The organism is Actinoplanes oryzae, assembly GCF_030757795.1.
GTDB lineage: Bacteria > Actinomycetota > Actinomycetes > Mycobacteriales > Micromonosporaceae > Actinoplanes.
On the sequence record NZ_JAUQWH010000053.1, the window covers coordinates 1 to 21,800 of the forward strand.

Sequence of the window (21,800 nt, forward strand, 5' to 3'; positions counted from 1 at the left end):
GTCGTCGCCACCACTCACGGCCCGACGCTGCGCGAGGTCATCGCGGCCGAGAACCTCCTGGTCGCCACCGGCACGAACTTCGTGTGGTGACACTCCACACCAAGTACGTGACCAGGGCTGATAGACAGGAACCGTAGAACTAGAGGCCTCGACGGATCGTGAGGAGGAGGCATGTCCGACCAGCTCGACCCAGCTGTCATCGGTGCTGAGCTCCTCCTCAACCTCACCGGTGGGCCGCCGCCAGAGGACCTGCTCGACCGGCTCGGCGGATGGGACGCGATCAAGGTCCTGGCGCCGACCCTGATCGATGAACCGCTGCTAACTCCGGCGGTGTCACTGTTGGCACGTGACGCAGCCCGTGCTGCCGCGGACGGCGAGGACCTAGCCCCGATCAAGCCCGCCGCAGTAGCGCTCGCCGAAGCCGTCCTGGGGTCAACCGACCCGGCACAATTCACGCCGAACATCGACACCATCTGCGCCGACACGGTCCTGGCGGGCATGATCGGCTCCAAGATCGCCGCGTCATGTCTGGTCTTCGCCGTTCCCCCGCGCACTGACGGTGACGCACCGCCGGACCACTCCGTCATCCGGCATGCGGTCGCGCTAGAGGCCGTCGCCCGGCTCGCCGTGCAGGGGTTCGCCTCGAAGAACAAGCTCCTCGGGGTCCTTGAAGACGTTGCCGAGCCACAACCACGCCGGTACGCCCAAGCAGTCGTCAGAACCGTCGGTTTGGCGTTCGATTACTGGACGGTCGACGACGACGTCGCAGACGTCATCGACATCCTCACTGGCCAGAAACCCCCCGCCTACACCGTCGCCCCAGCGCCGGAGGTGCTAGAGCGCAACGACACGTATCACCGCGACATCGCGTCGGACGCGATGTGGGCGAAGGCGAACGTGGAGATCGCCCGAGCACTGCGCAGCACCGAGACCGGGCAGGTCCTCGACCGATTCGCTGCGGCAGTCGAGGCGCTGGAGTTCGTGACCACGGTCGACGACCGTGGCGACGCCGCCATGCTGCTTTCCGCATTGAGGCTGCTCCACGGCCTGCTGCGCTCTCTGACGGGTAAGCCTGCGCTGCAGGACGCGAAGACCTGGCACGCATCTCTCGTCGAAGTCGAACAGGTCACCCGCCAAGCCAGCGAGTTCGCCCTCGGCGCGTACGGGCTTAACCACTGGAGCGGCGATCGGAAGCTCGCCGTCCTCCAGAGCTGGAACCGGTTGACCGCCGACCTTGCCTGGCTCCGAGACCAGCTCAGCCGGGACAGCCTTTACGACGCGGCCGTCGTGCTCGACGATGTCCTGGACATCTATTCAGCGTCGCGGTCCTACGACATCACCCGCAACGCTCACGGCACAGAAACCGTCCTCAAGGTCTTGAGGCCGGCTGTTGCCGACGGCTTCGCGGCCCGCGCCGGGCTCCTACGTCACCTCAGCGACCACACCGAGGCTCTGCGCCGGCGCGTCACCGCAACGCTGGCGGCAGGCAACGATGCTTCTGAGCTGCAGAAGCGCCTGACGACGGCCGAGATCGTCTTGACGAGCGCCCGCGCAAGCATTACCGCCACCGGGGAGCCGCCGGGAAAACCACAGCAGCAGGAGGCGGAAATTCCGCCCCTGCTGGCCGAGCTTTTGGGACCTTACCCCGCGCTCATCGCAACCTTGGCTAGCCTCGACCCGATCGAGCTCGCGGCGCTGGCCGCCGATATCGCGGACCGGCAAGCTTCAGCGAACCCGGACCCGGACGTCACGATCACCGCCGTCCGGAAGCACATGCTCGCCGAACTCTCCACCAGCCCGGATTTCCGAGATGACGTCGTTCCCGCTGCGGGGATCGTGCTCGACCAGCTCATCAAGTTCGTCGCCCGGCGACTGAACACCCAGAAATCCACCAAAGAATACCTTTTCGATCCGAATGCTTCAGAGCAGGACCTGCACGACGATCTCTACGACTGGCTGTCACAGGGGCAGCTCGCCAGCTCCACGAACGTGGAGGTTCATGAGGTCGGGGCAGGCCGTACCGACATCCAGACGACCTTCTCGGGCTTCCACTTCTATCTGGAACTGAAAGCCGACGGAACCGCCGTGCCCATCGCTCACAAGGCCAAGTACATCAAGCAGACGGTCAGCTACCAGGCCTCCGATGTGCGGATCGGCTTCCTCGTCGTACTCCGTTTGAAAAAGCCGAGAGACAAGAGCCCGTCGCCGCATCTGACCGAGCTCGTCTCGCACGCAGTCGTGCAGATCCAGGGCGGCCCGGTCGCACGACACGTGGTGATGGTCGAGGTGCCCGGTAACCAGACCAACCCCGCCGACGCGAGCTGAACGAGCAGCTTGTCCGCCCGGCGGGCAGGACAGCTCACCAGCGATGGCCCGGGCCGGGCAGTGGATCTCTAAGCCATCCGCGACACGCTGAGTAATCAGTGGCGCACAAGGCGAGTGCTGCGGGACAGTGAACCCGCATTTCCGGCGTCTACAGAAGAGAAAGGGTACGGACGTGGCGAGCATGGCCTCGATCGACTTCGGCGATGGGCAGCGGCTTGAGCTGGAGGAGACCACCGATGCGCTGTCGTTGGCTCTGGCGGCCGGCGGAGCCCGGCTGGAGCTACGATTTCGGGCCGCGCTCGCGGTCGAAGCACCAGCGCGCTCGTACCGGATCGCAGCCACCGCGGACGTGAGCCGGCTCAGCCAGCAGAACCGTCAGATGCTCTGTCGGCTGGAGGGGGCCTACCCGGTAACACCGACCCTGCGAGGTGCTGAGGTACGGCTGGTCGGCTACGTCAGCGCCGAGCAACTGCGGGTTATCGACGAGCTCCGCGCAGCCAGCGGTGATTTCTGGTTGAACCTGACCTTCGATGTGTCGACAGTATCCGGGACGCCGCCGGAGCTGATCGCGCGGACCGGAGACTCGTTCCTCGTGGTGCGCTCTGCCACGTGGGGCGAGCAGACTCAACGTATCGCCGCGGCATCGTTCATCGACGTGCTTGTACCCATGCCGCAGAACGCCGAGATGGTCGGCGCCGTCACCCGATTGAACGAGGCACGCCAGCTGCTGCTCGACGGAAAGTATGACCCGGCGCTCGGCGAGGCCCGCAAGGCACTAGAACCGGTCCGGGCCGCGATGCGGACCGTCTACCAGTCAGGCAAGGCGAAGACCGACGCTCATCAGCGCCTGCTCGATGAACGGTTCGCGATGATGGTCGAAGATCTCTTCTCCCTGCTCAGCGGAGCAGCCCACGATGACCCAGTCACCCAGGACTTCACGTACAGCCGTGAGGATGCCGTAACCCTAATTGCCTCGACCGCAGGCATCGTAAAACGTCACATTGCTCGCCTTAATTAGGAGCATGATGGTGCGGCCAGGATTCGTGGCGCTCACCCTGCAGGGCCGCTGCCACGACGCTGGTGCGGGGCAGGCCCACCGCTGCCTGTCGGCGCGATGGCGTGAGATCAGAGCACCGTCGGGAATACGGGTCCGGAAGCCGCTGAAACGTGACCAGAGCCAATGCCGCTGGCTCAGTGCTTTGAGAGATGGCGCTGGAGCGTGGCGATGCTCCGGTCGACTGCTGGTTCCAACTGAGTGGCGAGGTTGACGGACGGGGTGTTCTTCAGCCCTGCGGCATCGACCACCGCGCGGAGCCTGTCGGTTGATCCGTGCATCAGAGACTGTTGGATTGGGTGCTGCAGGAGTTCCCAGGCGGCATGGGCATCGTTTGAGCCGAGGGCGATGTTTTCGCATCTTTGCAGCGCGGGGGCGACGTCCGCGTCCGGCCCGGCGATGTCGATAGCGGTGAGTCCGAGCCTGACAAGGAAGAGGCCATGGTGCGGGTCGTCGGGAAGGGTGCGATAGGCGGTCAGCAGGCGCGTAGCGGCTGATGCTGGAGCGCCGCCCGACCAGCGAAGGTGAAGCGCTTGCAGGCTGTCCAGGATCACTCGTTCCCAGGCTGTCGTGCAGATGGTGCATGCGATGATCCGGCTGGCTTCGGTGTGATCGCCGGCGGCTGAGCTGGCGATGATGGCGATCTGTCGTCCGTCGAGTGGGCGTTCGCCGACGCCGCCGTGGGCTGTTGCTTGGTCCGCGGCGTCGGTCCACCGGCCGGCGCGGCACAGGGCGCGCAGGCCGTCGGCGAGCAGGACGGTCCAGAGCCATTGCACGACGGCTTGCTGATCAGGGCCGGGCCGGACGAGTGAGCCGAGCGCGACCGGTCGGCCTTCGATGGTCGTGGTGGCGGTGCGCCAGGCGGCTTGGTACATGCTGCGGTGGATCTCGTAGGCGGTGGTGCCGTTGCCGGCGCGTGTGTGCAGCCGGCCGATGTTGATCAGCGGTTGCAGGGCGAGTTTTGCGGTGTCGGCCGGGTAGGGGCCGCCGTCGGCGAAGGCGGCGTACTGGCGCCAGCAGAGCTCGCGGGCGGTGTCCGGGGCACCGCAGTCGCTGTAGATCAGTGCGGCGAGGTTGAGCGTTTCGGCGGCGATGACCAGCGCGTCGTCATCGTTCGTGGCGGCCTGTTCGGCTCGGGTACGGACGCGCCGTATCCGGTCGGTGAGGGGTTGGGCGGCAGGGCGGGGCCGGGGCACGAGTGGGTATCGCCTCGCGGCGAGGTCGGCGAGGTCGGTTGCCGTGGGCGAGGCTTCGGGTGTGGTGGCCGACATGGTCGGTGCTCCTCTCGTGCCCCGGGTCTCAGCGGTGTCGGTTCACCAGGAGATCGTGATGGTGGTGTGTGGCCGGACGAGGTGCGGCGCGCTCGGGTCGGGGTCGCCGGCGGTGGTGCGGCGTGCTGTGATCTTCGGTTGGGTGGGGCGTTGCTGGTCCCACTGGTGGAGCAGGTCTACGGCGGCGGTGGCCAGCTTGCCGGCGTCGGGACCGGACGCGGCGACGCCGAGTTCGACCACGTCGTCGTTGACGTCGCGGGTGATCAGGTAGGCGACGGTGCCGGTGTCGTAGAGCGCGGCGCCGCCCCAGCGCAGTGCCGGGTCGATGCCGGCCTGGCGGGCTGTGGGGGTGACGGTCAGGCGCCCGAACCGGTCAGCGGTGTTGGTGAGCAGCCACAGGTCGAGGTGTTCGGCGGGTTCGTCGTGGCGGACCTCGATGCCGGTCCAGACCTCGTGTCGTGGCTGGGTGAGCGCGCCGGCGAGGGCGGTGGAGTCGGGCAGGTCACCGGCGTCGACGTGCATCATCACGTCGTCGGCGAGCGGGATGTGCTGGTCGGCGTGTTCGGTGGTGCCGCGCATGGGTACGAAGCCGCAGACGACGGCCGAGGTGCTGGTGAGCAGGCCGGGCTCGGTGAGGTCGAGGGCGAGGGAGCGGGTAAGGCCGCTGCCGTGCAGGCGCAGCGGGACGACGATGCGGCCGTCGGCGGCGAGCTGGTCCCACCAGGCGGGCGGGATGTCCCAGGCCTCGGCGGTGACGATGATCCGGTCGTAGGGGCCGAGGTCGGCGTGACCGAGAGCGCCGTCGCCGGCGATGACGTGGACCTGGGTGTAGCCGGCGTCGGTGAGGTGGCGGGCGGCCCCGGCTGCGAGGTCGGGGTCGAACTCGATGGTGACCACAGTGCCGCCATCGCCGACCAGGTGGGCGAGCAGTGCCGCGTTGATGCCGGTGGCGGCGCCGACTTCGAGGACCTTCTGCGTGTCGCGGGCGCCGAGCTGTTCGAGCATGGTGGCGACGAGGTTCGGGCTCGACGCGGACGAGGTCGAGGTGCCGTCGTCGGCGCGCTGGGTGACGACCGGTTTGCGGCCGTAGGCGACCTCGAGCGGGACATCGGGCAGGAAGCGGTGCCGTTCGACGGCGCGGAACGCCGCCTCCACGGTCGGGGTGTGGAAGGTTCCTCGGCTTTTGATCCAGTCGGTGAGGTCGTTGCGCAGGTGCGCGGTGCGGTTGTCGTCGGTGTCGGTCACCGTGGCGACGGTAGTGGCGCCGACTCCGGTCGCGGTGGATGACGGGCGGGTGTCCACCGGCTGAGGTGGTGGTCCGAAGAAGGCGTTGCGGGCGGCGGCGGCGAGTTGGTGCTGGTCCTGGGCGGAGACGCCGTGCCGGTTGAACAGGAAGATCAGGTGGTGGGTGAGGACGGCGCGCAGGCCGCGGGTGAGGTCGCCGTCGGCGGCGAGCCGCGCGAGGCGGTGTCCCGCATCGTCGAAGGCGTCGGCCCAGGCGGGTGTGCTGCTCAGCGGGCTGACGGGGGTGTCGGTCGTCGCCGTGACCAGATGCCGTACGGCATCGGCCAGGTCGGTGCCCGGCGGTAGGGCCGCGCTGGCTTCGCGTTCTTCGGCCAGTTGGGCCCAGCAGTCGCCCTGCTCGTAGGGTTCCAGGCCGGCTCCGCGCATGAGCCGGGTGGCGAGGATGAGCGGTAGTTCGCGGCGGTGGGTGTCGCGGGCGGTGGCGAGGTGCTCGAGCAGGAATCGGCTGTCGGCGTGGAAGAGGTGGTGGGCGACGGTCATGCCGTCGTTGCCGCCGAAGGCGGCGGTTTCGGGTTCGTAGATCGCTGCCCCGCAGTCTCGGACCTTGGCGTCGGCAGAGAGCAGGAGGATGGCCTCGTCGATGAACTGCGGGATGGCCGACTGCACCCGTACGCGCCAGGTGTCGCCCTTGCGGATGAACCACCAGCTGTCGATGGCCGTGGCCTCGGACGCGGCGGTCAGCAGGGGCCTGAGCGTCGTGAAGGCGACGTGTTCGGCGGCCCGCCAGTCGAGGCAGGTGAGGTTGATCTGCCGCCAGTCAGGCGTGGTCGGATCCGTGTCCATCGGTTGCTTCCCATCGGTGTTGTTTGGTCGGTCAGTTGACGAGCAGGCAGGTCAGCCAGTGGCTGGGGCTCGTGGCGGAGATCGTCGCGAGTATCAGGGCGATGCCCGCGCGGCCGTTGATCAGGCCCGGCGGCTGCGGGAGAGGTGTGCGGGCGGTGCTGTCGGTCACCGCGTCGGCCAGGGACGGGATCAGGGCGGCCAGGTCGGGGGTGAGCGCGTCGGCGGCGGCGCACCAGGCGGTCGCGGCGACGCCGGCCCAGCCGTGGCACAGGTACGGGTCGGTGATCTGGTCGAGCTGGGCCGGGTCGCGCAGGCACCGGACGAGGGCATCCTCGGCGGCCGCTTGCCGGGTATCTTCGCCGACCGCGATCGCGGCGAGTTGTTGTGCCCGGGTGATGCCCGGGGTGCCGTAGCACCACGACGGCCGGCCCGGGAGGATCCGGTCGGGGCGTCCGGCCCGGGTTTCGGCGAGGGTGACGTACTTCGGCCACCAGGGTCCGGCGGGGCCCGGCTGCTGCCATTGGTCGAGCCAGGCGGTGATGCGGGCGATGGCGTCGCGGTGGCCGGGCACGGTCACCCCGTCGTGCATCGTGCGGGCGAGCAGGGTCAGCGGTCCGCAGATGCCGTGGGCCATGCCCAGGTTCGCGTGCTCGGTGACCGGCGACCCGAGCGATGGGGGCTGCGGCACCCACCAGCCCGGGACCGTCATGCCGGCCTCGTCGTCAGCCGGCACCGGTTCGGTGAGCTGGACCAGGTAGGCGAGGACTTCGCGCAGCAGAGCGGAATCGCGGTCGCGTAGGCGCAGATAGGCGCCGATCCCGGTCAGGCCACGGACGAGGTCGAACTCGTCGAGCGCTGGTCGGGCACCCGCCTTCATCCGGGCGCGGGCTGCGTCCAGCCGCTCGCGGGCGAGACGGTCGACGGCGGGGTCGAGGGTGGCCAGCGCGCTGCGGTAGCGGCTCGGGCCACCGATCGTGGCTGCGAACGCGGCGGCCGGGACACCGAACCAGAGGCCACTGCGTGCGGCGGACGTCAGCGGTGCGCTGACCGCCCGGCTCAGCCAGGCGTCGACGCGGCTGGTGGTGTGCCGGCCGTTGACGGTTGCGGTGTGCAGGATCGCGATCCCGGCCGCGCCTTGCGAGAGCGACTGGTGCAGCCAGAGCTCGTCCGGCGGGTCACCGATCGGCGGTTCGGCCAAGGCGTCGGCCAGCGCGTGCGCCAGCGTCCGGAGCGGCATCCGTTCCGCGATCATGACGGCCTGCCCTGCGCGCGGCGGGCGGCGTGCGTCAGCGCGACGGATCGGGCCACGTGATAGACGCGGGCTTCCCGCTCCGGGTCGCGGCCCAAGACCCTGTTGTGGTGCAGGTGCAGCAACGACACGGCGGCGACCTCCGGTGTCGGCCCGCAAGCGTCCTCGCGGAGACACCGGGCGTAGCGATGGGCAACTCGTGCCCGCTGGCGCCACGCTGCAGCGCTCTGTGGGCTGAGGCCGCGGGCGTCTGCTGGGCCGGCATCGTCGCCGTTGACCGGGGCCAGGTCGAAGGCACGGCGTGGAACGGCGCGGTCCGGATTGGCGACTCGGGGATGCAGCTCGGGATTCTCCAGCAGCCAGCGCATGGCCGGTTCCGTCCCGTCGAGCAGGCCCGCGAGCAGGTCGACCAGGCTGGCCGCCGCGAGCGCATCAGCCTCCGAGGCATGCCCGTCGGCGGCGGCGACCTGGGCGGCCGCGGCGGCGGAATCGGCGGCGAAGAGCATCTCGGCGGCGGCCATCGCAGGGCCGTCGCCGTATCGGGCGGTCTCCGGCCGGTAGGTGTCCAGGGTCAGATCGCCGGCCAGCCGGAGGTCGCGCAGGCGGGCTGCCCAACGGCTGAGCCGGGTCGCGTCGCGGCCGTAGCTGGTCGTCGGGAGCCGCAGCCGCAGGTGCGGGTAGGGGTCGCGGTAGCGGACGAACCACCATTCCGGCGGTGTCTCCCACTGTGCCCAGAGCTGGGGAAGCTGCTCAGTGATGATCGCGTCGATCGCGTCGGGCGGCCCGTACAGCTTGGCGAACAGCAACGATCCGCCTGGCAGGTCGGCGTGGTCGTGGCCGATCAGCGGCCCCCACGTTGCGCGCGTTGCGGCGGCCGGTGGCCGGGCCGGCGCCGCGGTGGTGACCAGAGGTACGACGATCTCGTGGGTACGGCCGCCGCACCAGCCGTAGTCGCCGTCGGCTGGGGCCTCGGTGACCTGGACTGTGCCGACGGTTTGGTTGAGGTGGGCGCGAAGCAGAGCGAGGTTCATCGGGTCGTCCAGGTTGAGGCGCAGCTGTTGGTCGCCGGCTCCGACGGACACGAAGCTGGGAAGGTGCAGCCGGTTGCGCAGAGCCTCGAAGGCGTAGCTCCACTCCGGCCCCGGTGCGGTTCGGTCCGGAAGTTCTCCGGCGGGAAGCTGCCATCGGGCGGGCGACAGCACGACGCGGCCGTATCGCAGGCGAGGCAGGAAAGGCAGGGAGCCGGCGACTCCCCAGCTGAACTGGCTGATCGGGGTGCTCGTCGCGTGGGGTAGTTCGAGCAGCAGCCGCATGAGCGGGGGCATGGTGTGCGGTGCGGCCGCGCAGGTGATGACCGGTTCGACGATCTGCCGACGAGAGAGCGAGGCCACGTAGAAGCGGTCCAGGTCGGCCAGGACGGCGAGGTCGTCGGGCCGCAGAACGTCCGGGCCGTCGCGATGATGCTCGCCGACGGTGAGGACCATCGGCAGCAGTTGGGCGACCCGGGCGACGGTCTGCATGCTGGGCCGGTGCGGGGAGAACGACACCTGCGCCGGCACGGCGCCGTCAACGGCCGTGGGCAGCGCGGCGAGCACCTCGCGTTCGTGGCCGGGAAACAGGTCGAGGAATCGGCCGCTGGTCGCGAGGGCGCTGCGGCCCACGCCCATCACCGAGACGGCGAAATCGCCGCTTTCCAGGGCCGCCTTGCTGACGGCCCGGACGTCGACTGTGATGTCCAGGTGGGCCGGCCACCGGACGCCGTTGCCGCCGGTGAAAGCGTCGAGGTCCGCGTCGGTGAGGGCGACCTCGATGGCGCCGTCCAGCGCGCTCTGCTGAGCCAGCGCCAGCAGCCAGAGGCCGCGAGGAGTGACAGCCGTCGGGCGCCGGCTGGCGGTGTCGGTGAAGTGTCGGGGGAAGCCGAGCCCGGCCGCTTCGTCCACCAGATGGCGAACGGGAACGAAGGCCCCTGCGCCGTACCGGTCGAGGAAACGGGCGTGGTACTCGTGCCAGCTCGGCTTCCCGTATGCCGCCGGGCTCAACCGCAGGAGTGCGGCGGCCGCCTCCGCGGCGGCGCCGCCGACGGCTGCGGGTATCGCGGGAACGTCGGCGATCTTCAGGTCCACGGCAAGCGGCTGCGGCGTATCGGCGAGCACCCGCATCCGCTCGATGAGAACGCGACGGTCTTCGGCTCCGGCCGGGGCTTGCTCGTCGCTTTCGATGGCGGTGTGGATCGCCCCGAGTTCTTCCACGATCCGTCGCCTGCGAGGAGCGTCGGCCGTTCGCATCCGGTTCAGGACGTTCAGGAGGTAGCCGAGCGCGTCGACATGGACCGAGGGCGCACGCAGGTCGGAGATCAGGGCGCCGACCTCGATCAGCTGCTTGACCAACGCCTCCTGGGCCTCGCCGCGGGCGGCCGGAAACTCGGCCTTGAGCTTGGCGAGCAGATCGCTGACCGGCGTGGGATGGGCGGCCTGCGCCAGCGCGAAGGCGACCGGCCGGGTATGCCGCAGCGACGCGGCCGTCGGCCGGTCGCCTCTCTGGGCGTGGCCGTGCGGACGCCAGCCGATGTGCAGGCGGGTGCCGCGGACCGTCATCACGTCGTTGGCCACGACTCGCAGGCCTGGCAGCGCGCCCGGCGTCGACTCGAGTTCGGTGATGATCGTGTCGAGCCAGTCCCCGTTCGCTCGCAGCCGGGCCCGCTGCCCCTCAGCCCGCGCCTGATGCGCGGGACCGGAGATAGCCAGTGGCGCGACGCCGGCAAACAGTCCGAACGGTGTAGCCCTCCGACGCATCCGCACCAGGTACCGCGCGAGGGAGATCGACGCACGGTGTAGACGCGCGAGATCGGGGGTGCGCTGGCTGGTAAGGCGGTCGACGGTTTCCGCGAACGTCGGTGCTGCCAGGGCCACGGCCTGGGTCATGGTGGGGTCGGACCACACCTGGTCGATCCAGGAACACCACGCCGTGTCTTCGCCGGTCTCCGGCCATGGCGGCGTACTGCGATCGGTGTCGGCGGCGCACCGCCACATCGCCGCGGCGACCGGCCGATAGCCGATGGGCGAGTTCATGGCGGCGTCCTTCCTGTCGCTTCGGTCTGGTCGTCCGGGGACCGCTCGTCCCCGGCGGGGCGGCCGGGGACGAGCGTGGCGGGAATCAGCAGTCGCCCTGCTTCTGCGTGTCGCAGCCGTCGTCGGTGTTGGCGAGCAGCAGCGCGCTGGTCGGGCCGAACTCGACGAGACGCACGTCGAGGTCGAAACCGTCGTCACCGTCGGTTTCGATCGGTGCCGAGGTGGCGTACTGGGCGGTTGGGGTCATCGAGGGACTCCTTCTGTCAGCGCGGGCGGGTTGGCGGTTCCCGTCCGCGAACAACCGCAGCCGCACGTGGTTGTGCAGCCGGGAAGACGGCCGGCCGTGAGGGCTTGCAGCCGGGGCCCTGTAGTGCCCCAGGACGTTGGCCCGATTTCCGGGCCGGTCCCTGCGCCGTCTGACCTCAACGTTCGCTGAAGTTGGAACCGTCGGGGAGGTGCAGAAACCGTCGCGGTTACCGTCGGGGAACCGTGCCAGTTACTCCACGAAGCACCGTTGAACTGCGGCTTTTAGCTCGTGAGGGTGATTCTCTCGATAGAGCAGACCGTCGATGCAGTGAGGCGTCAGTGTGGCCCGCAGCTCGAAAGCGCGGCCAAACCGCCTAAAACGCCCTTCAATAATGGCTCCCCGTCGGAGTCGACACCCTCATCAATCGCTCAGAATGCCTGCATATCGGGCCATAAGCCCGGGTTTACTGAAGATGGTCAGGCGACCATCCTGATTGAGTGAAGCGGATACCCTTCGCTTGCGAAGCTCCTCGGGCGCGGCGCGTCCCTCGACGCAGCAAAGGGTGTCTATGCAGGTAGTTCCACTCGCCGGGCTCGTCGGCAGCGGTCTCGTCGGCGTCACCGGCGCCGCGGGAGTCACCGTTGGTGGCTTCAACTATGTCCGAGCGTTGAGGCAGATCCGTGCCGACCAACGCCGGTACGACCGACGCCATGCCGAGCACCGGTCCAGGGTCAGCAGAACGAACAAGGCGCTGCGCTCGTACGGTCGGCTGCAGGAGCGCGCTCACCACGACGTCATCCTGCGGATGAAGGCGTTCCTGGAACGTAACGGGGCTCAGGTCCGGGCGGCCGACCACCTGGTCGTCGACGGCGTCGAGCCACCAGCTTTGTCTGTGGCCCCTGTCGCGAAGTTCGATGTGAACGCAGGCGGGTGGGCTCGCGGCGCCGTCAAGGCTGTTGCGGCTGGTACCGGCACTGCCGAGGTGATCAAAGCCGTGGTTCTTCGCTTCGGCAAGGCAAGCACCGGTCGACCTGTTTCCGCGTTGTCCGGGATTGCGCAGAAGAACGCCGGCGACTCGTGGCTCGGCGGCGGCCCCCTGTCGACCGGCGCCGGCGGCAAGGCCCTTGGCAACAAAGTCCGGATCGCGATGGTGGGCAGCGCCGCCGCGTTTTCCGCCGGTCTCACGACGCTGGAGGAAGGGAGCCTGGCTCACTCCCAGGCTGCCGAACACCACCAGATCATCAGCGCCCGTATCGGGGAGCTTCAGCTGCAGGACGAACTTTTGCGCGGTGTGCGCCTGCGCGCGGAAGAACTCGGCGATTTCCTCGCCGAGCACATGACCCGGGCTGCGGCTGCGCTCGACGTCCTGGAGTCCGAGCCGTTCAATCCGGCCGAACACCGTGATCGTCTGGATGCCGCCCGGCATCTGGTCGTCGGCGTGCAGCAGATCCGCACCGCGCCGATCTCTGACGGCAAGTGCCGCCTCGACCCAACTACCGAGCATCTGATCATCAAGTACCGCCGCGCGTGCGAGGACAACTCCGATGCCTGAGAAAATCGTGTACAGCGGCCAGGCCTTGCCGGCCGAGAAAAACCCCACCGCCAGCGGCAGCGTCGGCCCCAACACCAGCGAGGTCGTCGATGCCCTCACCCAGTTTGTCGGCATCGCCCGCGATCCGTTCGCGGCATACCAGGCCGAGAAGACGAAACGCGCGCAGATCAGCGCAGCCCGGGACACCGAGATCGCTCGGATCAAGGCGGCGAAGACGGTCCTGCGGGACTACTTCGACCACGTCTACCTCGAACGGCGTGAAGTCCATACCCGGCTGCTCGACAGCCTCGATCGGGCCCTCGAAGCTGGTAATACCGATGCGATCCCCGGGATCATCAATGGCATCGTCGACATGGCCCGGGTGTCCCCGCTCGCTCACGTCGGCGACATCGGCGACCTTATCCGCGCCATGAAGGACCCCAACACCGTCATCGAGTTGTAAGCCACCGCCGTCGTCTCCGGGCACACCGAATGACCTCCCAACGTTCATCACGCACGTCGCACCGAAGCCCTCTTCCGGCGCCAAATATTGCTGAGCGGAGCCCCGTAAAGATCTTGCCGACCTCGATGTTTGAAGGTTGGAGCCAACCCGGAGAGGGCAGAGTCCGGCTACAGCCGGTCAGGGACACTCGGACTCAGGCGGGCCCGACCAAGGGCTTGGCGCATACTTGCCGGCAGCGTAAGTGGACAGGTCCGACGGAGTTCTCTCCTGCTGCCCTCCCCTCCGCGCGGGCGGACCGGACCGGTCATCGTCACAGCAAGTGCACAGCAATGCCACTCCGGCTACGGGATGATCGGACTATGACCTCGACGCCCCACAGGCCGCACCTTGTGGTGGGACGGCCTCTCGCCATTGACGTCGCGCCGGGTACGGCGATCCCACTTGACGGCGGGTGGTCATGACGAGCGCCCCCGCTGCGCCTCCGGCGGCCGCCCCGACGCCTGCGCAGTCTGAGCAGTTCGCCCGCACCAACAACCGCCTGACAGTAGGGGACTACCTGCCACGGGCGGTTCACGACGGCACTCCCGAGGCCGGCAAGTGTGAGTGGAGCTCGCACGTGGCCATCAGCCTCAGTGCTCAGGAAGCTGGCGCTCTGGCCTGGGTACTGATCGACACGATCATGCAAGCCCGGTTCGGTCCCGCGACTCCGTTGTACGACGCGTGGCGCCAGCACACCCTCGCCGGTACCCAGATCCCGGCCCCGGCCAACGTCACCATCGGGTCTTTCGTCGAACCGGTGTTCGGCCTGCCAGGAGCCACCGCGAAAAGCGAGACCCACCTGTTAGGGCATGTCGGTGAGTGGCTCTGGCACTTGCTCACGAAGGACAACCCAGCGGTGCGAGTGCAGCACGACCCGAAGGGCGATGTCACCGACGCCGGCGGCGACGGCTACACGATCTACGAGTCCACCGACGGCACGCTGCGATTTCGACTATGGGAGAGCAAAAAGAACACCGCAAAAGGCTCACTTTCGGCAAGTCTGAACAAGGCATATAAGCAGCTCGCGGTCAGCGGGCAACGGTATGTCGCCAAGATCGTCGGCTCGTTCGCCCACACGGCGACCGGCACCCCCGACGAGTTGATCAGCTTCATCGCCGAGATCCCCGGCGCATGGGTCCAAGGCGACGAGCTTGTCGGCGCTGGAGTAACCCTTGCGACACACCAGACGCTGCCCGCGGCCCCGTTCACCAAGATGGCGTCCAAACTTCCCCTGCTGGACAAGCCGGGTCAGCTGCGCGGCCTCGCGACGAGCATCAACGGCTACGAGGAACTCGCCAAGACGGTCAGGAGGTACGCGTGGACCGCGCTCTAGCCGCCGAGCACCTCACAGGCGCGTTCGGCGATGTTCAACTCAGTGAACTCCCGACCGTCGCCGAACTGACCGGCCTCATCGCCGAACTGGAGGTCGAGCTTGTCCGCGGCCTGACCGACACCGGGTTCCGGGCTGACCTCTCCCCGGCACGACGCGCCGCGTGGTACCTGCACGGCATCGCCTCGACCGCGGAAACATCTCGCTACCCTGCTGAGCAACGCCGCCGAGCATTCGCAGTCAGCGCCCACGTCCTCGACCTGCTCCTGGATGACCCCGCGGAGACCGGATTGGTACGGCTCGCCACAGCGTTCGCCGCACAGGTGGGGTACCACCGGGCCGACGAGAGCCCGAATGCCGGCGCCGTCCACCGCAAACTCCGTGACCTCTTCGCCGAGCCTGCCACGTTCATCGAGAGCGCAGACGTAGCCCTGCACGCCGGGATCCTGTTCCTCGGCCTCGACATGGCCACCCTCAACCAGCACCTACGCACGTGGGCGTCCGCCGCGTCCGCCCTGACCCGCGGCGCCCAGCTCGAAAACCTCGACGGGACCATGTTCGGCCCGACGCAACGGCTCCTGCGAGGTGTCGCCGACCTCGTCCGATACTTACGCGAAGGCAGCACCGACGCTCTTGAGACCGCCCGCAGCCATCTCCTGCTCGTGGCGAACAACGAGGCCGGCCTCAGCGACCTGGACACCCGCTGGGTCGCCGGACACCTCCTCGCCCTAGCGGACGGGCTCGGCGACAGCAGCGTCTGGGCCGTACTCCCACCAGACCTCCCCGCAGCGGTGAAACAGGCGTTCACCCTCGACCGGCAGCCCGTCCTGACGCTCTGGCCGCCCCAGCGAAGGCTTATCGCCCACCCGACCATCAGTCCGCTCAGCCCGACAACGTCACGCCTGCTGGTGTCGGTTCCGACGAGCGCCGGCAAGACGCTCCTCGCACAGATGATCATCTGTGCCCACACCGCGCAGGACGACCGCGACGTCTGCTACGTCACCCCGTTACGCAGCCTCGGCCGGGAGATGCGCCAAGCGCTCCGATCCCGCCTTCGCTACCTCGGCCGGCGGCTCGGCGCAGACCTTCCCGACGGTTTCGGCACCCAGGACCTCGGCGGAGGAGCAGAGCCCGAGGGGCGTGCCAGCGAACTGCCACAGGTCGAAGTGATGACCCCCGAGCGGCTCATGAACGCGTTGCGGCAGTCGCCGCAGGAGGTCCTCAGCCGGTTCAGCCTGTTCATCATCGATGAAGCACACCTCATCGCCCAGTCCGGTGGACGCGGCCTTCTACTCGAAGGGCTGCTAACCCTGCTGGACGCCAGCGGCGCCAGGCTGATCCTGCTCTCCGGCGTGATCGGCAACGCCGCTTCCCTCGCCGCGTGGACGGCGGCCGAGCAAGGAGAGGTGCTGTTCACCGACGAGTGGCGCGCCCCTCGGCGCCTCAGCGTCCTGACAACGACCGAGAAGATCGACGAAAGCCGGACGATCATCACCGGCAAGCGTGGTGCGGCGGCCAAGACCCGGTACGACCTCCGTGCCCGGATCGCGGTCCGTCCCACAAGCTCGACCGAGCGGCACCTCGTCACCAGCAACGAAACCCCGATCGGCCAGCTCGTCCTCGGCCCGGACAACAAACGCAAACCTGGCACGTCCCCTAACTACGTGACAACCGCTAAGACAGCAACCGTGCTGCTCGAAGCGGGGAGCCTTCTGATGGTGGTCAGCCAGCGAGCGACGGCCCGCGACGCCGCCAGAACGATGGCTGCGGAGCTGGAGGACGACCCGCACTCGCAGGGCCTGGCCGACGCACTCGCTGCCCGCCTCGGTAACGATCACCCATTGATCGGGTGCGTCCGTAAAGGCGTGGCATACCACCACGCTGGCCTGCCTGTTGAAGTGCAGGAAGCCGTCGAGGACGCGGTCCGCAGCGAGACCATCAGGGCGGTCGTCGCGACAAGCACCCTCACCGACGGCGTGAACCTCCCCGTCAGGACCGTCGTCATCGCGACGACCGAGTACGAAGGGCAGGACCCCGGTCAACGCATGTCCCCCGCGCAACTACTCAACGCAGTCGGCCGCGCCGGCCGGGCCGGTAAGGAATCCGAGGGCTGGATCGTGCTTGCCGTGTCCAAGAAGCCAAGTGGCAGCGACTTCGACCGGCTGACACCCGAGCCAAGCGACCTCGAGGTCCGCTCCACCCTCGCTTCGCCCACCGCGCTAACTGCGCTCGCGGAAGCAGAAGCCCTGGTGGCCCAGACGCAGGACGCGATCCTTCAACTTCCCCACGATAAGGAGGCGGGAGGATTCGTCAACTATGTCTGGTTCGTGCTGCACGCACTCGACCTCGTTCCCAGCCTTGCCGATACTCGCCCCTGGCACGACATCGTCGCGCGTCTGTTCGCGTTCACACAGTTGCCTGACGACCTCAAATCGCGGTGGCTTGCCCTCGCTGATACCGTCGCCGCCCGTTACGCCCAGACACCGCAAGCATCCCGCCGACGCTGGGGGCAGGCCGGGACGAGTCTCGGGTCAGCTGCCGTCCTCGAGGCGATCGCAACCAGTCTGGCCGACGGGATGGAGACCCTCGGCGGCCTCGGCGAGTACACACTCGACGAGACCCTCGACGTGTTCGCCAACCAGGACGTCTACACCAAGATCCTGCAGCTGCCGGAGGCCAAGGGGCACTGGCGCTTCCGCAAATCGCCTAAGGGCGCGGCGGTTGACGTGGACGCGGACGCAGTCGTACGTGGCTGGATCGCCGGTCGTGATCTCACCGAACTCGCTGACGCCCACCTCAACGAGGTGGCGGACCCGGTGTTCCGGCTTGAGCAGATGGTGGACGGAATCAGCGAAGGGGTCCAGCACTACCTGGCCTGGACCGTCGGTCTCATCATCGCCCAGACGAACGAGATTCTTCTTTCCCGTCTCAGCCCGCTACAACTGCTTGCGGGCACCGCCGCTCACCTGCGATACGGCGTCGACACGCCGATGGCCATCGACCTGCTCGTCCACGACGTGAAGTCAAGGACGCTGGCACGTGACCTTGGCCGGATCGCACGTGACGGCGACCTTGACGAGGCCGGTCTGCGTGAATACCTGAGTGAGCAGCACATCCGAGGCTGGCGCGCCAGCCTGGGCGCGACCCCGACGGATGTGCTCGACCTGCTGCAGTACGTCCAAGGCGGCGACCGGCACAAGCTCGGCGAAATGATGGCGACCGGATCTGTGACTGCACAGGCCCGTCTTAGCGGCGGCGGTCTCGCCCCGGAACAGGCTGCGAGTCCCTCCCCGGTGACGATCGTCGCTTCGGACGACGGTGACGAGCTCAACATCCTGGCCGAAGACAGGTCGATTCTCGGTGTGGTCGTCGCACGTGATCACGCTGGTGTCGCAGCGGTCCTCGACAGCGGCCTGCTGCTCGACCTCAGCCTGCGAGGAACGACAGTAACGATGACACGCGCAGCGGCAGGCCAGATCAGCTTCATCTAGCCCTGCCACAGCCAACCACAACAGCTCCCGGCTGTGACGGTTGAGTCCACCACACCACGGTCGGCCGCTACCGGCTGGTCAGGTCGGAAAAGGCCGTCCACCGCACGGTGTAGTCCTTGCCGCGGACAGAATCGAGGCGCAACCGGAACTCGTCGGCTGCCCCGGGCGTGGAAGCCAGCATCGGTACCCCACCGGCCACCATCTTCAGCTCACGAGCCTCTTGCAGCAGAGGCCATGCTGGATCGGTCGTGATGTCGTAGCCGTACGCCTTGGACAGCTGCTCGTGGGCACCGCTGGCACCAAAACGCGCTTCATTCGCAGGGGCGGGAACGAGGTCGACTTGCCACGGGCCGGTGCAGGTGGCGTCGAAATCGCAGAGCAGGATCCGGCCGCTTCGATCGCGAAGCAGGTTTCCCTGGTGAGCGTCGCCGTGGACAAGGCTGGCCGGTTGGGAGGCGGCGAAGGCTTCGAGCCGTGGTTGTAGCCGGTCGCACCACGCGAGTAGGTAGTCGCGATCAGCGTCGGCGAGGGCCTCGGCGTCGCTGATCCGTTTGCGGGCATCGCCGATCGGATCCCACACTGGGAGCGGGAACGCGGGAAGGGCCAACGAGTGAAACCGGCGCAAGGTGTCTCCCAGGTCGCTTGCGTCCGGGGCTGGCGAGGTGGGAGGTACCCACTGCCAGACCGACGCGAGCGCACCGTCAACCGCGAGCGGCTGGACGACCCCGTCGGCCAGCCGGATCGTTGGCGCGTCGACCTGGCCGAAGTAACCGCCGAGTTCGACGACCTTGTAGACGCGGTCGAGCAGCGTACGACTGCGGATGATCCGGATAGTCAGGCCCGCTGAGGGAAGCGCGAACGTCGCGTTGTTGGCCATATGCAGTAGCTTCGCGTCGCCCGCGTCAACGTCCAGGTCACGGGCCAGGTGGAGCATCACGTCATTCATGGCTTGCTCGGTGAACCTGCCGCCGTCAGTGCTCATCGTCTACCTCCGGGCGACTTCAGGCTGCTCGGGTCGCCGGTCGCGGGAGACCGTCTAGGAACGTTTTGACCTCCGGGTTGCCAGCGAATCGGCGGCCGTCGCGGCGCAGGTTCGCCAGGCGATCGCGAACGCGCGGCGAGGTGAGCCCCTCCGCTTGGCGCTGGGCTCGGCGGCCTTCCCGGATCGCCTCGCCCGGTGCGCCGGCCAGGAAGTACGCGGAGCACAGCCCGATCTGGTTCAACACCGTCGAGCGAACGTTCTGCGGCCCGAACTCGGAGATCGCGTCCGTCACCCAGGTAACCGCCGCGTCGCCGTGCCGCTCGTCAGAACGTGCCATGTCCCGGTAGACACGACCGTACTGCGCCAGTAGCTCGCCCTTCTCGAGGGTGCCGAGCCACTCCGGCTCCTGTCCGGCCTTGATGGAGGTGAAGGCTTCGCTGGCCTCGCCGAGTGCCCGTTCAGCGGCATTGTGGTCACCGATCGCGGCCAGCGACGCGGCCTCCGCACCCCGTAAGACGACGATCATGGCAGGGGTGGCGCGCAGACCGTCGGCCGCCCACCGGACCACCTGTAATGCGTCGGTGTTGTGCCGGAGGTGCTGCAACTGCCGGGCCTGGCCGTAGCGAATGTGGGCCAGGATCATCCGGTCCTCGGACATCATCGCGAAGCGCTCTGCGGCCGCGAAGTGCCGCTGAGCGTCCGCATGCGCAGTCGCGTCGAACGCTGTCCAACCAGCTAGATAGCGCGCATCCGCAACCGCCATCAGCAACGGCTTGCGGATTTCATCCGGGACGGTCTGCTCGAGCAGACCACCGGCGCGCTCAGCGAACCGGCCGACGTCGGCCACCAGCGCCCCGCCACCGAATTCGAAGTCCATAGACCGGTAAAGCGTGGTCAACGCACTCAGGCGTCGCACGTCGGACAACCCGATCAGTCGTCGGCGACCGCCCGGCGCAGGGGCGCCGAGCCCGATGGCCGCGGTGACGCCCGCTAACGACACGAGAAGAGACCGCCGACGGATGGTCACGGTCGCCAGATCGTCACCGCTCACCAGGTCGCCGCCAAGATCCGCCTCAACCGCGCCAGCGGCGAGCGCCAGTAGAGCCCCATCGGCATACCAAGGGCTGTCTGCGTCCGGCTCATAGTCCGAAACTAGCTCGGCTTCTTCCGTCTCAAGTTCAGCAGCTGGGGCTGGGCCTCGCCGGTTGTAGTAGAACCCGAGGGCGGCATCGTCCGGGACCTTGAGAACGTGGCGCCATGCTTCTCTGCGGCGGTCGTTCGGCCAGAAGTTGCGGCCGCGTTCGTAGTAGCCGATGTACGCGGCGGTGGCGGTGTCCCTCTGCCGATAGGTGGCCCAAAGGTAGGCGTTCATGGCCTCGGCAACCTCGCGCCGGGACATCCGCTTTCCCATGTCGACGGGGGAACGCAGTCGAAGCCGGGCGTCGATGAGCCGTCGGTTAGCGATGCTGCCTGGCTCGTGGCTCCTATCGCGTGGCGCGGTATCCATCATGCTCCTTCCGCCGCCTCGCCAGAATCCGGGCCACCGATGTCGACTAACTGTGATTGGCTCCACGCGTTGCGCTGTCGTTCGTGGAAATGCTACCGCCCGAATGAACCAGCATGACTCGGCCGCGCCGCACGTCTTGCGCTCGAGGGTTCAGCCCAAAGACGGTTTAACGGGGTAGGTCGTTCAGGTAGCGGTCGAGCTGCGCAGTTAGGTCGTCGGCGCTGGCACCGGAGACGACAAAGGTCTTAAGTTCGGTCAGCAGCTGCCGGACCTGCTCACGTGTCTTGCCCGCGATCTGCTCCGCGATCTGCTCGCTGTCGGCGACGAACACGTCGAACGCCGCGGTCGCCATCTTCACGACCTGCTCGCGTAGCTCTACATCGACCGTGGAGCCCGTGGGCGGCAGCACGGCCGCCGCCACGTCGCGGTAGCGCTCGGGGTCGACTCCGGCCAGGGGCTGCTGACCGCGTAGCCAGGCCAGGAACTGCTCGCGTTCCGGGGCAACACCGGGCAGCAGTCGTAGCCGCTCGCCGTCGCGGGGCGTCAGGAAGAACTCGCCCGGCACCCCCAGCACGAACGCAAGGATCAGCAGTTCCTCGACCAGGATCGCCTGCAGACGGCGCCCGGCCTCGAGATTCTGCAGGACGTTCGCCGTCAGCCGGGGCGCCCCGGCCGCGTTCAGGTGTTCCGCGAGCTGGGTCGTGCTCCAGCCGCGTAGCCGACGAGCTTCCTTGAGCCGAACGACCGCCAGGTCCCCGATGCTGACCTGCACCGGATCTTCCGACGCCACCCGACCACCACTCGCTTCTGTCATATCAACAGTTCTACTCGCTGTCTTGACAGAAGGCAAGGTTGCCTCGCACAGTTCTCGCACCGCCAAATCGGCAGAACATCAGGCAGAAATACTGTTCATTCGACAGAAGTAGGTGTGGGATGGCTCGTGAAGGCATGTGGAACCACAAGACGACCGCCGCGTATCTCGGGATCAGCGAGCAGTCCCTGTACTGGCTCAACCACCGGGGCACCGGCCCGCGCCGCTACCGGGTCGGCCGTTACTGCCGCTACCGCCCGTCTGAGGTCGACGCCTGGCTGAACGAGCGCTGCACCCCGGCCGCTCCCGCGCGCTGACCCGCCGCACCGACCCGCCCTTCCCCG

The 21,800-nt window shown here is 68.0% G+C and carries 15 protein-coding genes; 7 read left to right on the top strand and 8 right to left on the bottom strand.

Annotated features, from left to right (window positions below; genetic code table 11):
• Positions 1 to 171 precede the first annotated feature (171 nt).
• Complete coding sequence (locus RBH18_RS18890; protein ID WP_306209548.1) at positions 172 to 2,325, top strand: hypothetical protein; 2,154 nt, start codon at positions 172 to 174, stop codon at positions 2,323 to 2,325.
• A 181-nt stretch (positions 2,326 to 2,506) separates the two neighbouring features.
• Positions 2,507 to 3,343 (top strand): hypothetical protein, encoded by an 837-nt coding sequence (locus RBH18_RS18895; protein ID WP_306209550.1) that lies wholly within the window; start codon positions 2,507 to 2,509, stop codon positions 3,341 to 3,343.
• 173 nt (positions 3,344 to 3,516) lie between these two features.
• Here the strand turns inward: RBH18_RS18895 and RBH18_RS18900 are convergent, their stop codons facing one another.
• The 5 genes from RBH18_RS18900 to RBH18_RS18920 all read right to left on the bottom strand — a co-directional run bounded on the left by RBH18_RS18900 (position 3,517) and on the right by RBH18_RS18920 (position 11,302).
• Positions 3,517 to 4,650, bottom strand: a complete 1,134-nt coding sequence (locus RBH18_RS18900; RefSeq protein ID WP_306209552.1) for a hypothetical protein — start codon at positions 4,648 to 4,650, stop codon at positions 3,517 to 3,519.
• A 42-nt stretch (positions 4,651 to 4,692) separates the two neighbouring features.
• Complete coding sequence (gene fxlM, locus RBH18_RS18905) at positions 4,693 to 6,738, bottom strand: methyltransferase, FxLD system (protein ID WP_306209555.1); 2,046 nt, start codon at positions 6,736 to 6,738, stop codon at positions 4,693 to 4,695.
• 31 nt (positions 6,739 to 6,769) lie between these two features.
• Positions 6,770 to 7,990 carry a lanthionine synthetase C family protein gene (locus tag RBH18_RS18910; protein WP_306209557.1) on the bottom strand — a complete coding sequence of 407 codons (1,221 nt, stop codon included), beginning with the start codon at positions 7,988 to 7,990 and terminating at the stop codon, positions 6,770 to 6,772.
• On the bottom strand, positions 7,987 to 10,908 hold the full coding sequence (locus RBH18_RS18915) for a lantibiotic dehydratase (RefSeq protein ID WP_306209559.1): 2,922 nt from the start codon (positions 10,906 to 10,908) through the stop codon (positions 7,987 to 7,989). Before RBH18_RS18915 ends, RBH18_RS18910 begins: the two co-directional genes overlap by 4 nt.
• 232 nt (positions 10,909 to 11,140) lie before the next feature.
• Positions 11,141 to 11,302 (bottom strand): FxLD family lanthipeptide, encoded by a 162-nt coding sequence (locus RBH18_RS18920; protein ID WP_306209562.1) that lies wholly within the window; start codon positions 11,300 to 11,302, stop codon positions 11,141 to 11,143.
• A gap of 568 nt (positions 11,303 to 11,870) precedes the next feature.
• Here RBH18_RS18920 and RBH18_RS18925 point away from each other — a divergent pair.
• The 4 genes from RBH18_RS18925 to RBH18_RS18940 all read left to right on the top strand — a co-directional run bounded on the left by RBH18_RS18925 (position 11,871) and on the right by RBH18_RS18940 (position 18,156).
• A complete protein-coding gene (locus tag RBH18_RS18925; protein WP_306209564.1) occupies positions 11,871 to 12,854 on the top strand; it encodes a hypothetical protein in 984 nt (327 codons plus the stop codon).
• Positions 12,847 to 13,296 (top strand): hypothetical protein, encoded by a 450-nt coding sequence (locus RBH18_RS18930; RefSeq protein ID WP_306209565.1) that lies wholly within the window; start codon positions 12,847 to 12,849, stop codon positions 13,294 to 13,296. The genes RBH18_RS18925 and RBH18_RS18930 overlap by 8 nt, the downstream gene beginning before the upstream one ends.
• A gap of 457 nt (positions 13,297 to 13,753) precedes the next feature.
• Positions 13,754 to 14,668, top strand: coding sequence for a hypothetical protein (locus tag RBH18_RS18935; RefSeq protein ID WP_306209567.1), 915 nt, complete (start codon positions 13,754 to 13,756; stop codon positions 14,666 to 14,668).
• Positions 14,653 to 18,156, top strand: coding sequence for a DEAD/DEAH box helicase (locus tag RBH18_RS18940; RefSeq protein ID WP_306209569.1), 3,504 nt, complete (start codon positions 14,653 to 14,655; stop codon positions 18,154 to 18,156). The genes RBH18_RS18935 and RBH18_RS18940 overlap by 16 nt, the downstream gene beginning before the upstream one ends.
• Before the next feature lie 67 nt (positions 18,157 to 18,223).
• On the opposite strand, the gene RBH18_RS18945 is transcribed toward RBH18_RS18940, so the two are convergent.
• From RBH18_RS18945 to RBH18_RS18955, 3 genes are all read right to left on the bottom strand, one after another.
• Positions 18,224 to 19,138, bottom strand: a complete 915-nt coding sequence (locus tag RBH18_RS18945) for a phosphotransferase (RefSeq protein WP_306209571.1) — start codon at positions 19,136 to 19,138, stop codon at positions 18,224 to 18,226.
• Positions 19,139 to 19,157: 19 nt separating this feature from the next.
• Entirely contained in the window at positions 19,158 to 20,648 is a 1,491-nt protein-coding gene (locus RBH18_RS18950; protein ID WP_372338941.1) for a hypothetical protein, read from the bottom strand.
• Between the two features lie 163 nt (positions 20,649 to 20,811).
• A complete protein-coding gene (locus RBH18_RS18955) occupies positions 20,812 to 21,435 on the bottom strand; it encodes a helix-turn-helix domain-containing protein (protein ID WP_306209573.1) in 624 nt (207 codons plus the stop codon).
• 143 nt (positions 21,436 to 21,578) lie between these two features.
• On the opposite strand from RBH18_RS18955, the gene RBH18_RS18960 reads away from it, so the two are divergent.
• Complete coding sequence (locus tag RBH18_RS18960) at positions 21,579 to 21,773, top strand: helix-turn-helix transcriptional regulator (protein ID WP_306209575.1); 195 nt, start codon at positions 21,579 to 21,581, stop codon at positions 21,771 to 21,773.
• Positions 21,774 to 21,800 lie beyond the last annotated feature (27 nt).